The 12,967-nt window shown below is 63.0% G+C and carries 11 protein-coding genes; 6 read left to right on the forward strand and 5 right to left on the reverse strand.

The features are described from left to right. Positions 1–52 precede the first annotated feature (52 nt). The 3 genes from NKH29_RS05390 to NKH29_RS05400 all read right to left on the reverse strand — a co-directional run bounded on the left by NKH29_RS05390 (position 53) and on the right by NKH29_RS05400 (position 4,918). On the reverse strand, positions 53–3,532 hold the full coding sequence (locus NKH29_RS05390) for an indolepyruvate ferredoxin oxidoreductase family protein (protein WP_352999168.1): 3,480 nt from the start codon (positions 3,530–3,532) through the stop codon (positions 53–55). Positions 3,533–3,756: 224 nt separating this feature from the next. Continuing rightward, positions 3,757–4,302 (reverse strand): hypothetical protein, encoded by a 546-nt coding sequence (locus NKH29_RS05395; protein ID WP_023718048.1) that lies wholly within the window; start codon positions 4,300–4,302, stop codon positions 3,757–3,759. Further along, positions 4,295–4,918 (reverse strand): CGNR zinc finger domain-containing protein, encoded by a 624-nt coding sequence (locus NKH29_RS05400; RefSeq protein WP_023718049.1) that lies wholly within the window; start codon positions 4,916–4,918, stop codon positions 4,295–4,297. Before NKH29_RS05400 ends, NKH29_RS05395 begins: the two co-directional genes overlap by 8 nt. 160 nt (positions 4,919–5,078) lie before the next feature. Here NKH29_RS05400 and NKH29_RS05405 point away from each other — a divergent pair, with 160 nt between their 5' ends. The 5 genes from NKH29_RS05405 (at position 5,079) to NKH29_RS05425 (ending at position 10,237) form a co-directional block, all read left to right on the forward strand. Then, positions 5,079–5,984 (forward strand): branched-chain amino acid ABC transporter permease, encoded by a 906-nt coding sequence (locus tag NKH29_RS05405; RefSeq protein ID WP_023718050.1) that lies wholly within the window; start codon positions 5,079–5,081, stop codon positions 5,982–5,984. Positions 5,985–6,188: 204 nt separating this feature from the next. Further along, positions 6,189–6,773 carry a TRAP transporter small permease subunit gene (locus NKH29_RS05410; RefSeq protein ID WP_023718051.1) on the forward strand — a complete coding sequence of 195 codons (585 nt, stop codon included), beginning with the start codon at positions 6,189–6,191 and terminating at the stop codon, positions 6,771–6,773. Further along, complete coding sequence (locus NKH29_RS05415) at positions 6,773–8,545, forward strand: TRAP transporter large permease (protein WP_031193698.1); 1,773 nt, start codon at positions 6,773–6,775, stop codon at positions 8,543–8,545. The genes NKH29_RS05410 and NKH29_RS05415 overlap by 1 nt, the downstream gene beginning before the upstream one ends. A 16-nt stretch (positions 8,546–8,561) precedes the next feature. Then, on the forward strand, positions 8,562–9,587 hold the full coding sequence (locus NKH29_RS05420; RefSeq protein ID WP_023718053.1) for a zinc-dependent alcohol dehydrogenase family protein: 1,026 nt from the start codon (positions 8,562–8,564) through the stop codon (positions 9,585–9,587). A 275-nt stretch (positions 9,588–9,862) separates the two neighbouring features. Next, positions 9,863–10,237 carry a VOC family protein gene (locus NKH29_RS05425; RefSeq protein ID WP_352484380.1) on the forward strand — a complete coding sequence of 125 codons (375 nt, stop codon included), beginning with the start codon at positions 9,863–9,865 and terminating at the stop codon, positions 10,235–10,237. Between the two features lie 150 nt (positions 10,238–10,387). Here NKH29_RS05425 and NKH29_RS05430 read toward each other — a convergent pair whose 3' ends face one another. Beyond that, positions 10,388–11,497 (reverse strand): TRAP transporter substrate-binding protein, encoded by a 1,110-nt coding sequence (locus NKH29_RS05430; RefSeq protein WP_023718055.1) that lies wholly within the window; start codon positions 11,495–11,497, stop codon positions 10,388–10,390. Between the two features lie 285 nt (positions 11,498–11,782). Between NKH29_RS05430 and NKH29_RS05435 the strand changes: the two genes are divergently transcribed. Continuing rightward, positions 11,783–12,556, forward strand: coding sequence for a gamma-glutamyl-gamma-aminobutyrate hydrolase family protein (locus NKH29_RS05435; protein ID WP_352484379.1), 774 nt, complete (start codon positions 11,783–11,785; stop codon positions 12,554–12,556). A gap of 6 nt (positions 12,557–12,562) precedes the next feature. Here the strand turns inward: NKH29_RS05435 and NKH29_RS05440 are convergent, their stop codons facing one another. Beyond that, positions 12,563–12,958 (reverse strand): hypothetical protein, encoded by a 396-nt coding sequence (locus NKH29_RS05440; protein WP_352484378.1) that lies wholly within the window; start codon positions 12,956–12,958, stop codon positions 12,563–12,565. Between the last annotated feature and the right edge of the window lie 9 nt (positions 12,959–12,967).

Consider the following 12,967-nt stretch of genomic DNA (forward strand, 5'->3'; position numbering starts at 1 on the left):
CGGAAACAGAGAAACTACCGTTCAGGTAAACAAGGCGTATCACGGTGCGGAATCATTCGGCGGCTTGAAGCTGCGGCCGCAGTGGCGCCGTCGAAAGGCGGTCGAGCAGACGCTGGCGTTCGCCGGCGGCTTTTTCGGCACTGGCCCGCTTGACGTGGCCATAGCCGCGGATGAGCGCCGGCACCGAGACAAGCGCGGCAGCGGCCTCGATCTTGCCCGGTGCCAGCGCGCCGGCGACAAGCTCCAGGTCGGCTTCATAGATGGCAAGAAGCTGCCGCTCCATACGCCTCTCGGCGCTGTAGCCGAACAGGTCGAAAGCGGTGCCGCGCAGGCCCTTCATCGCCGCCAGCAGGCGGAACCCGTTCATCATCCACGGACCAAAGCTCGATTTCTTCGGCTTGCCGTCACTGCCGCGCCTGCCCATGATCGGCGGTGCGAGATGGAATTCGAGCCTGTCGTAACTCTGGAACTGCTTTGCGAGATCTGCGGCAAAGGAGCCGTCGGTATAGAGCCGCGCCACCTCGTATTCGTCCTTGATAGCCATCAGCTTGAACAGGTTCTTTGCGGCAGCTTCGGTCACCACGGTCGAACCGAGCACGACCTTGGTTTCGGCCTTACGCAGCGCTGCCAGTCTGTCGGCATAGCGCTTGCCATAGGCGGCGTTCTGATAGGCGGTCAGGAAGGCGACGCGGCGGGCAATGATGTCGGCCAGCGTCTCGGCAATCGCGGCAGGCTGCGTGGCCTTGCCCGGCTGGGTGAGAAGGCCGCGCACGAAATCCGGCTGGTGGGCGGCGCGGCGACCCCAGCGAAATGCCGCGACATTCATCGCCACCGCCTCGCCGTTGAGCTCGATTGCCTTCTCGACCGCCTCGTCCGACAGCGGCAAGCCGCCATGCTGGAAGGCAAAGCCGAGCATAAACATGTTGGCGCCGAGCGAACTGCCGAACAGCGCGGTGGCGGTGCGGGTGGCGTCGAAGAAATGCGCCTTGTCGTCGCCCGCGGCAGTTCTTATCGCTTTCTTCAGCCGCTCGATAGGCAGCGAGAAATCGGCCGAACGGGCGAACTCGCCCGGCATGATCTCGGCGGTGTTGGCGAGGAAGATGGTATAGCCTTCGCGCACCGCGGCCAGCACCTTCTTTGCACCCGAAACGACGAGATCGCAGCCAAGCACGAGATCGGCCTTGCCGGCCGATACGCGAATGGCGTGGATGTCGTCCGGCGTGCGGGCAATACGGACATGGGTGAACACGGAGCCGCCCTTTTGTGCGAGGCCGGCCATGTCGATCATGCCGCAGCCCTTGCCTTCGAGGTGGGCTGCCATGCCGAGCACTGCGCCAATGGTGACGACGCCGGTGCCGCCGACACCGTCGATGATTGCCGCCCAGCCTTGTTCACCGAGCGTAAATTGCGCCGGCGCCGGCACCCCCGCGAGCGGGTCGGCCGCGCCGGCTATGCCTTCGGCTTTCCTGATTTTGGCGCCGTGGACGGTGACGAAGGACGGGCAGAAACCATTGACGCAAGAGAAGTCCTTGTTGCAGCTCGACTGGTCGATCTTGCGCTTGCGGCCGAATTCGGTCTCGACCGGCTGGATCGAGACGCAATTCGACTGCACGCCGCAATCGCCGCAACCTTCGCAGACCAGCTCGTTGATGAAGATGCGCTTGTCGGGATCGGGGAAGGTGCCGCGTTTGCGGCGGCGGCGCTTCTCGGCGGCGCAGGTCTGGTCGTAGAGCAGCACCGAGACGCCCTTGACCGAACGCAACTCGCGCTGGACGAGATCGAGGTCGTCGCGGTGGTGGATGGTGGCGCCGGCGGGAAATTCCACCTTGCCGGTATATTTGTCCGGCTCGTCGGTGACGATGGCGATGCGCTCGACGCCCTCGGCGCGCACCTGCCTGGCGATCATGTCCACCGTCAGGCCGCCCTCGTGCGGCTGCCCGCCGGTCATCGCGACGGCGTCATTGTAGAGGATTTTGTAGGTGATGTTGGCGTCGGTCGACAGCGCGAAGCGGATCGCCAGCACACCCGAGTGGTTGTAGGTCCCATCGCCCAGATTCTGGAAGATGTGCTCGCGCTTCGAGAACGGCGCCTGGCCGACCCACTGCGCGCCCTCGCCGCCCATGGCAGTGAAGCCGACGGTGTTGCGGTCCATCCACAGCGCCATGAAATGACACCCGATTCCGGCGGCGGCGAGCGAGCCGTCCGGCACCTTGGTCGAGGAATTGTGTGGGCAGCCGGAGCAGAAGAAGGGCGTGCGCGAGGCGATGTCTGACGTGTCGGCCAGCATCGCCTGGAACTGGCGCAATTTCGCCACCCGCGCGGCAATTTCTTCCGACGGGCCGATCGTTAGCAAGATCCTCTCGCCGAGTGCGATGGCAATGTCGTTGGGGTCGAGCGCGCCCTTGGCCGGGAACAGCCAGTCGCCGCGTTCGTTTTTCTTGCCGACGATGACCGGCTGCGTGGCGGTGCCGTAAAGGTTCTCGCGCAGTTGCACCTCGATCAGCGAGCGTTTCTCCTCGACGACAACGATGGTGTCTAGGCCGCGAGCAAAGTCGGCGATGTGCTGCAGGTCGAGCGGCCACGGGCAGCCGACCTTGAACAGCCTGATACCGATACGATTGGCGGCCACTTCGTCGATGCCTATGTCTTCGAGCGCCTGCCGAACGTCGAGATAACTCTTGCCGATGGTGACGATGCCAAGCTTCGGGCTGCTGCCGCCTGAATAGACGATCCGGTTCAGCCCGTTGGCGTGGATGAAGGCCGAAGCAGCGGCGCGCTTGTATTCATGCAACCGCTCCTCCTGGCCGAGCATGTCGATCTCGTTACGGATGTTGAGGCCGCCGGGCGGCATGTCGAAGTCCGGGATGACGATATCTAGCCGGTCGAGCGCGGCATCGACCGAGGCCGTCGATTCGATGTTGTCCTTGACGCATTTGATCGCCGCCCAGGTGCCGGCAAAACGCGACATGGCAAAGCCGTAGAGGCCGTAGTCGATGATCTCCTGGACACCGGCCGGATTGAGGATCGGCACCATGGTGTCGACAAACAGGAACTCGGTGGCATGCGCGTTGGTCGAGGATTCGGCCATGTGGTCGTCACCCATCAGGGCCAGCACGCCGCCATGTTTCGACGAGCCGGCGAGATTGGCGTGACGGAACACGTCGCCGGAGCGGTCGACGCCCGGACCCTTGCCGTACCAGACCGAAAAAACGCCGTCACGAGTGCCCTCGCCCAGCAATTCGGCCTGCTGCGAGCCCCAGCAGGCGGTGGCGGCGAGCTCCTCGTTGAGACCGGGCTGGAAGACGATGTCCGACTGCGCGAGCTGGTCCCGGGCCTTCCACAGCTGCATGTCGAGGCCGCCGAGCGGCGAGCCGCGATAGCCGGAGACGAAACCGGCGGTGTTCAGGCCAGCCCGGCGGTCGCGCTCGCGTTGCATCAGAAGCATGCGGATGACTGCTTGGGCACCCGACAGGAAGATGCGCTCCTTTGCCAGGTCGAACTTGTCGTCGAGCGCGACATTGTGCAGCGTCATCAGGCATTTCCTGTGCGGAAGCCGCACCTGGAGGGTGCGCGGCCAACGTCGGAGTCAAGTACCTATAGTCTTTCTTCCCTTGCCGGGGAGGTCAAACAAAATCGAAGCCGCCAGGCGGTCCGCAACAAATCATCAACGCCGCGCCCGCCGGCGTAAGAAACCGCGCGTCGGCTGTTTTCGACAGCAATAAAATTCCGCGCCATCCGATGCCGTCGAAAAATGCGTCAGAGACCTTTCGAACAGTCGGGCTTAGGTTCGTTCGGCAACTTGCCGTCCGGGTGGCCGGCAAGGTCCGGATTGGGCGTATAAAGCTGATCGATGACCAGCGGCCGGTCGGGCAGGACGGACTGGTCCTCCGTCGACATCAGAGTGGTGTCGATCTTCTGGAGGATCGTGCCGTCAGCGTCCTTGATGCTGATCGCGATCGCGTAAGGCTTGTCCTTGACGACGCATTGAAGCGCCGGACTCTCCAGCGTCACCTTGTCGAGCTTCGGCCAGATTTTCTGCTCGACTGCCAGCGGCTCGCCGCCGGCCGGGTTTTGGAAGCTGGCGACCGCGACCTGCCCCTCCCCCATCGGCCGCAACGGCCGCAGCGTAACGAGGTAGGTCGCCCTGGCGAGGCGATAGTTGAACACGAATATCTTGCCTGAAATCTCGAACAATTTGCCATCGCCGTTGTCGTCCGTGCCCGTCTCGCGACAGGCGCCGAGCGCTGCAGCCACAATCAGCGCAACCCCGACAACGATCGAGCGCGAAAACAGCCTAGCCATTCTGGACCTCGCCATTGTGGACCTCGTTCGCCGCCGTCCGGCGGCGATAGTGACGGTTTGCCTTCTGGCGGTTGCCGCATACCGCCATGTCGCACCAAAGGCGGCTGGAATTGCGGCTTCGGTCGACAAACAGCCAGCTGCAGTTGGGACAAATCCTCAGCCTGGCGATGGTGTCGCCGCGCAGCAGCGACAGCGCCGAGACCGCCAATGCCGCCTCAAAGGCGATCGGCGTCGCCGGGTCGCCGAACGGTTTTCCAAGCGTCCCGATTTCGGTGCGGCCATGGGCGAGGCCGTCGGCGCAGGCTTCCAGGAATTCAGGCATGTCGGCGGTGGCGATCGCACCTTTCGACACCGCGCGGCGAAACAGCCGATCGGTGGTTTCGCGGATCGACAGTACCACCGGCGCGATCTTGTCCGGCGACGGGGCCTCCAGCCGCCTGCCGCCGAGCTCGGCGGCGCGAAAGCCGCTGGCGGCTTCGGCAAAGCGGGCAATCTCGGCGGGATCGTCGAAACGGTCGAAGGTCTTCTCCGGATGGTGCCGCAGCACAACGGTGTTCGCCGTGTCGAGCGCAAGCATGCCGCCGGTGAAGCGGTGCGGAGTCCAGGATACCGTCATGCGATGAAATCTAACCGATAAATCGCATTTGACAAGTTAGATTCCGAGTGCAACGCTCTTCACGGCTGCGAGCGCCGCGGCTTGTAGCACTTTGATTTTGTGCATGATCCCAGCGAAAGTCGATTTCCGATTATTCGGAGCCATGCACCGAGGATTTTGCATGCTCTATTTCTTCCAGCAGGTTCTGAACGGGCTGCATTCGGGCGCGCTCTACGCACTGCTTGCCTTCGGCTATGTGCTGACTAACGGCATCCTGCACCGCACCAATCTTGCCTATGGCGCGCTGTTCGCCTTTTGCGGGCAAACGATGATCCTCACCGCGGCATTCGGCTATCAGGCACTGTGGCTGACGCTGCTTGCATCGGTCGCGCTCGGCATAGTTGCGGCGTTTCTCTACGCGGCGCTGATCAGCCACGTTCTGTCACGAAGCATCTTCGAACCCTTGGCCGACCGCTCGCCCAATGCGATCGTGGTGACAACGCTCGGTATATTGCTGGTCTTGTCGGAAGCCAGCCGCATCGCCGCCAACACCCACGATCTGTGGTTGCCACCGATGCTGGCCCAGACCATCGTCTTCGCGCAGAGTGCCAGCTTCAAGGCGACGTTGACGCTGATCCAGTTGCTCGATTGCGCTGCCGTGCTGGCGGCCATTGCGCTGGCTGCGTGGGGCTTCACACATTCGAGCTTCGGCCGCAGTTGGCGCGCCGTTTCCGACGATCCCAAGGCTGCTGCGATGTGCGGTGTCGATGTCCGCGCGGTGTTTCGGCGTGCGGTGCTTTTCGGCGGCCTTTGCGCTGCGCTGGCCGGCGTGCTCGCCGGCTTCTACTACGGCAACATCAGCTTCGGCACCGGCCTGGTCTACGGGTTGAAGATCCTGTTCGTGACGGCAGTAGGCGGCTATCTTTCGCCGCTGCGGGCGGCACTGGGCGCCGCCGCTTTCGGCATGGCCGAATCGCTATGGGCCGGCTATTTCCCGCTCGAATGGCGCGATGCCTGGATGTACCTGTTCCTCGTCGCCATGCTTGTGCTGATCGGCGCCGGCCGCGACCAACAGAAGATCGCCTGAGCCGCACCCGACTTTGGTTGGTGAAAGAGCCGCATGTCCTTGGACATGCAAAGGACGCGGCAGCTTTTTTGCCGGTCGTCACCTCACAACTGTGTTTATGCGGGCAGGCCCGTGTTGACCCGCCGAACCACGCACTGCATACCGTTGGTCCACAGCGGCGCAACGGACAGGGAACCGCCGCGCTCTGACACAAGGGAGGAATGCATGGCAGGGCTTCTCGCTCTTTCCAGAACCATTGACCGTTTGAACGAATTCATCGGCAAATGGGTATCGTGGCTGATCCTGCTCGCAATTCTGGTAAGCGCCGCTAACGCCGTCATCCGCAAGCTGTTCGACATGTCCTCGAACGCCTGGCTGGAATTGCAGTGGTATCTGTTCGGCGCCGCCTTCATGCTGGCCGCCGCCTACACGCTGAAGCAGAACGACCATATCCGCATCGACATCGTCTACGGCATGTTCTCGCGCCGCGTGCAGCACTGGATCGACCTTTTCGGTCACGTCTTCTTCCTGATGCCGTTCGTGACATTGATGGTGGTCTATTTCGTTCCCTATGTGTCGCTGTCGTATCGCAGCGGCGAGATGTCGAACAATTCCGGCGGGCTGATCATCTGGCCGGCGAAGGCGATCCTGCTGGTCGGCTTTTTCCTGCTTGCGCTGCAGGGCATTTCCGAAATCATCAAGAAAATCGCCATCATGCGCGGTCATATGGACGATCCCACTCCATTCATATCGGTGCATGAACAGGCCGAGCTAGAAGCCAAGGCGCTCGTCGAAGAGGTGCGCTCGTGATCGAGTTCATCGCCCAGAACATGGCGCCGATCATGTTCGCCTCGCTGATCTTCTTCCTGCTGATCGGCTACCCCGTCGCCTTCTCGCTTGCCGCCAACGGCCTGATGTTCTTCTTCATCGGCGTGCTGCTGTCGCCCTATTCGGGCGGCTCGATCAACCTCGCCTGGCCGTTGCTGCACGCGTTGCCGGACAATTTCTACGGCAGCCGGGTGATGTCGAACGACACGCTGCTGGCGATCCCGTTCTTCACCTTCATGGGCATCGTGCTCGAACGATCCGGCATGGCCGAAGACCTGCTCGACACGATCGGCCAGTTGTTCGGACCGGTTCGTGGTGGCCTGGCCTATGCCGTGATTTTCGTCGGCGCGCTGCTGGCCGCGACGACCGGCGTGGTGGCGGCTTCCGTCATTGCCATGGGGCTGATTTCGCTGCCGATCATGCTGCGCTACGGCTACGACCGGCGGCTGGCATCCGGCGTCATCGCAGCATCGGGCACGCTCGCCCAGATCATCCCGCCGTCACTGGTGCTGATCGTGCTGGCCGACCAGCTCGGCCGCTCGGTCGGCGATATGTACAAGGGGGCGCTGATCCCCGGGCTCATTTTGACCGGCATCTACATGCTCTACATCCTGCTCATGTCGATCGTCCGGCCGAAGTCGATGCCGGCACTGCCGCTGGAGGCCCGCACGCTCGGTCACGGTGTGCTGTCGCTGCTGGCGGCGCTGCTGGCGGCGGTGGTGGTTTCCTATGCCGCGTATCGCTACCTCGCGCCAAACCATGGCGGCAATGCCGATATCCTCGGCGCCACCATCGGCGTGATCTTCATCTATGTCGTGGCGATCATCGACCAGCGCCTGAAGATCAACCTGATGTCGAGGTTGGCACAGCAGGTGATCATCGTGCTGATCCCGCCGCTGGCGCTGATCTTCCTGGTGCTGGGTACCATTTTCCTCGGCATCGCCACGCCGACGGAGGGCGGCGCCATGGGCGCCGTCGGCGCGCTGGCGATGGCGGCGATGAAGGGGCGGCTGTCGCTCGACGTGGTCAAGCAGGCGCTGGCCTCAACGACGCGGCTGTCGTCCTTCGTGCTGTTCATCCTGATCGGCGCGCGGGTGTTCTCGCTGACCTTCTACGGCGTCAATGGCCACATCTGGGTCGAGCACCTGTTGACGTCGCTGCCGGGCGGTGAAGTCGGTTTCCTGATTGGCGTCAACATCCTCGTCTTCGTGCTCGCCTTCTTCCTCGATTTCTTCGAGCTCGCCTTCATCATCGTGCCGCTTTTGGCGCCGGCGGCCGACAAGCTCGGCATCGACCTGATCTGGTTCGGCGTGCTGCTCGGGGTTAACATGCAGACCAGCTTCATGCATCCACCGTTCGGCTTCGCGCTGTTTTATCTGCGCTCGGTCGCCGCACGCGTGCCCTATCTCGACCGGCTCACCGGCAAACAGATCGCGCCCGTCACCACCGGGCAGATCTATTGGGGCGCAGTGCCGTTCGTCTGTATCCAGGTGATCATGATCGGCCTGACCATCGCCTTCCCGCAGATGGTGATGCACTACAAAGGCGCCGTCGTCGATCCAGCGACGATCGACATCAAGGTGCCGGAGATGCCCAGCCTGTCGCCGCTCGGCACGCCGCCGGCCGGTGGCAGCACGGCACCCGCTGCGCCCGGCGCGCAGGACCTGTCGCAGCCGCCAAGCTTCGACGAAAAGCCGCCCGCGAAACCGGCGGCACCGGCAACCGATCTGTCGCAACCACCGAGTTTCAATTGACGAAGGCCCGGCAGCCATGAAGGCGGTGCGACTGGAGCGAGTGGGCGGCCTCGCCGTGTGCGAGGTCGAGAAACCGACTGCCGGACCGGACGAGCTGCTGGTGCGGATCGAGGCGTGCGGCGTCTGCGGCACCGACCGGCATCTTTTCCATGGCGAATTCCCGTGCACGCCGCCGGTGACTCTCGGCCATGAATTCTCCGGCATCGTCGAGGCGATCGGACCTGCCGTATCCGGCTTTGCCGTCGGCGACCGCGTCACCGGCGATCCCAACATCGCCTGCGGCCGGTGCGCGCATTGCCAGGCCGGCCGGGTCAACCTCTGCGGCAATCTGCGTGCCATCGGCATCCATCGCGATGGCGGCTTTGCCGAATATCTTGCCCTGCCGCAGAAACAGGCTTTCGTCCTGCCAGGCGATCTGACGCCGACGCATGGTGCGTTCTGCGAGCCGCTCGGCTGCTGCCTGCATGGCGTGGACCTTGCCGCGATCAGACCAGGTTCGTCGGTTGCCGTGCTCGGCGGCGGCGTGATCGGCCTGCTCACCGTTCAACTGGCAAAGCTCGCCGGTGCGACGACCATCATCCTGTCGACGCGCCAGGCCTCGCGGCGCGCCCTTGCCGAGGAACTTGGCGCAACGGCGACGGTCGATCCCAGCGCTTCCGACATCACCGACGCGATCGTCGGCCGGTCGGGTTTGATGCCGGGCGGCGTCGACGTGGTGTTCGAATGCGCCGGCGTGAAAGACACCGTCGAGCAGGCGATGCGGCTGGCCAAGGCGGGCGGCACAATTGTCGTCGTCGGCGTCATGCCGCAAGGCATGAAAGCGGCGTTCGAACCGTTCGACCTGCTGTTCCGCGAGTTGAAGGTCCTGGGCTCCTTCCTCAATCCCTTTACCCATCGCCGGGCCGCCGATCTCATCGCCTCGGGTGCGATCGAGGTAGACCGGCTGATATCGCGACAAGTCGACCTCGACGAGGCGGTGGCGATCATTGCCAACCCGTCGGCACCAGGTGAGGTCAAGGTCCTGGTAGTGCCTCAGGGCTGATCGATCGGGCCAGTTGCCACCGGCGGGGCGACCGGTTACAGAAACTACGCCGAAAAAGACATTGCCGGTTCGGTAGTCCGGCTCTTCCCGTCCTGAGCACGATGCTCGGGGAAGCCTGTTCGCCACATTACTTGTGGGAGAACCCGCGGCCGGCAAGCGAGGCGAAACTCGCGAGCCGGTCGGGTCACGTCCGGATTTTCGGATGTAGCGGTCCCGCCGGTTTGCGCTCTTCGGTCGAAGCCTGTCCGCATTCAACCCGTGGCAGGAGACGCATCATGAAACTGAACCACATAAATCTCGTCACCACCGAAGTTGCCGGCCTTGCCCGCTTCTTCACCAGCCATTTCGGCTTTGAATTTGTCGCCGTGCGCGGCAAGGACGCCTTCGCGGTTCTGCGTGGCATCGATGGCTTCATCCTCAATCTGATGAAGCCGGGGAAAGGCGAGCCCGCCAGCTATCCGGACGGCTTTCACGTTGGCTTCTTCGTCGGCAAGCCGGAGTTTGTGCATGCAAAGCGAGCCGGGCTTGCCGATGCCGGCCTGCAACCGGGCGAGGTCCAGCAGCTAATGCGCGGCCGCATCCAGTCGACGACGTTCTATTGCCATGCGCCGGGTGGAGTACTGGTCGAAGTCAGTGCGTCCGAAGGCTGACAGGGAAGGACCGCGGGGCGTGGCTCGCGGTCCTTTGACGAGATCCATCAAACGCCTGGAGCGGAATGCATTCAAACCAAACGGGACATCCGCTTTGTTTTAGCCCTTTTCTGCGACGCCGAGTGGAGCCACTCGGCGTCGCAGAATATTCTAGAGCTTGCCGTTGCGCTGCTGGACCATCATGAAGGTGTCGTAATTGTACTCGGCCACCTGCGCCCAGAGATAATGCTCCTTGCGGAACGCCTTGATCGAGTCCCAGATCTTCTTGAACGGCGCGTTCGAGGCTTCCATCTCGGCATAGACTTCGTTGGCCTTTTCGAAACAGGCGGCCATGATCTCCTGGCTGAACGGGCTCAACTTGGCGCCGCCGGCAACCAGCCGCTTCACCGCCGCCGGGTTGAGGTAGTCGTATTTCTGCAGCATGTTGGCGTCGGCCGCTTGGGCGGCAGTGTGCACCAGCGACTTGTAAGCCGGCGAAAGTTCGTCGTATTTCGCCTTGTTGAACATCAGATGGACGGTCGGTCCACCTTCCCACCAGCCGGGATAGTAGTAATAGGGCGCAACCTTGTAGAAGCCGAGCTTCTCGTCGTCGTAGGGGCCAACCCATTCGGCGGCGTCGATCGTGCCTTTTTCCAGCGCCGGATAAATGTCGCCACCGGCGATCTGCTGCGGAACTACGCCGAGCCTTTGCACCACTTTGCCGGCAAAACCACCGATACGCATCTTGAGGCCGGAAAGGTCGGCGACCGTTTTGATCTCCTTGCGGAACCAGCCGCCCATCTGCACGCCGGTATTGCCGCCCGGCAGCCCGAACAGACCCTGCGTCGCCAGGAACTCGTTGAACAGATCGATGCCGCCGCCATGATAGTGCCAGGCGTTTATGCCGCGCGCGTTGAGCGAAAACGGAACCGCCGCCCCCAGCGCCCAAGTCGGGTCCTTGCCCCAGTAATAGTATGCCACCGTATGGCAGGCCTCGACGGTGCCGGCAGTGGTGGCGTCGGCGGCCTGCAGGCCGGGAACGAGTTCGCCGGCGGCGAAGACCTGGACCTGGAAGTTGCCGTCGGTCGCCTCCGACAGCATCTTGGAAAACACTTCGGCGCCACCATAGATCGTATCGAGCGACTTCGGGAAGGACGACGCCAGCCGCCAGGTCACTTTCGGGTTGGACTGGGCGATGGCCGGCGCAGCAAGTGTCGCGGCAGCGGCCGCGGCGCCGAAACCGGTGGTGCCGGCCTTGCGGATGAACGAACGACGATCCATGAAGTTCCTCCCTTTTGGATCAACTGACCGACATTCGGGACGCTTCGGGGCCCGGATCGGCTTCGAGCCCGACAATACACAGGCAAGGAGTCGAGTCCAGCGTGGCAGCCCGGTTTGAGTGGCGCATTTCGGGGAAATTCACGGCGTTGGGGCAGATCTTGCAACTATAGTCTAAGGTCGATTAACTGGCCTACGCGACACGCCGAAACTTGCCATGGAAATGCGCCTTCGGATCGCCTATTTTGCAGGCAGATAATTCGTTGCACCCGATGGGATCCGGACCAAATGCACCAGCCGCTCGTCGCCATATCGACCGACGTCCGCCAGTTCGACAATTACATCTGGCATGCCGCGCCACAGCAATATCTTGAAGCGGCGCTTTCGGGTGCAGGCGTGTTCCCGCTGCTGGTACCGTCCTTCGGCGACCGGCTCGACTTCGATGAACTGCTTTCCGCCGTCGACGGCGTCATGGTCACCGGTTCGAAGTCCAACGTTCATCCCTCGCTCTATGGCGGTGACGCCAGCGAAGCCAATGGTCCTTACGACTCCGCCCGCGACGCGACGACGTTGCCACTGATCCGCCGGGCGGTGGAGCGCGGGGTACCGCTGCTCGCCATCTGCCGCGGAATCCAGGAGATGAATGTGGCACTGGGCGGCACGCTGGCGACCGAAATCCAGGAACGCGTCGGTTCGCTCGACCATCGTGCGCCGGCAAGCGACAATCAGGACGAACGCTTCGCCATCCGCCAGAGCGTGTCGATAAAACCCGGCAGCTGCCTGGCCGGGGTCTTCGGCGCCGGCGACATCCTGGTCAATTCGGTGCATCGCCAGGCCATCGATCGGCTTGGCCCGAAGCTGCAGGTCGAAGCGGTCGCCGCCGACGGCACTGTCGAGGCGGTTTCGGTCAAGGACGCCCGCGCCTTCGCTGTTGGCGTGCAGTGGCATCCAGAGTACTGGGTCGAATCTGACAACATCTCGGCAAAGATTTTCCGCGCCTTCGGCGACGCTGTACGTCTGCATCAGGCGGCGAAATCGGGCGCGCGCGCAGCGGCAGAATAGCGCTCGTCAGTTGCCGGCCGACGCCAGCGATAGCAGCGGCAGCGCCGGCGCGTAGGATTCGTAACCGTCGCCATCGGCGACTGAGAACATGACGATTGGATCGGTGCCGTTGGCGCTGAATGTGACCGTGCCGTCATTCTGCTCTCGCCAGAACTTCGCCTGCTCGACACCGGGCAACACCCGGCGGCAATTCGCGGCGACCGTCAACAGCGACAAGCCTTGCGAAATCTCGGCGCCACGGCTGACCGCACAAGACGCCTCGTCACCATGGGCTACCAGCCGGTAGTTGCCGGATGAAGGTGGTGACTCACTGGCTGCACGGCTTTCACCGCTACCGGCATAAAACAGTTGGACGCTGCCGAACAGCACAGCAACCGCCATCAATGCAGGAAGCGTTTTCATCCTGTTTCT

This window comes from Mesorhizobium sp. M1295, assembly GCF_040318135.1.
In the GTDB taxonomy this organism is placed as follows: domain Bacteria; phylum Pseudomonadota; class Alphaproteobacteria; order Rhizobiales; family Rhizobiaceae; genus Mesorhizobium.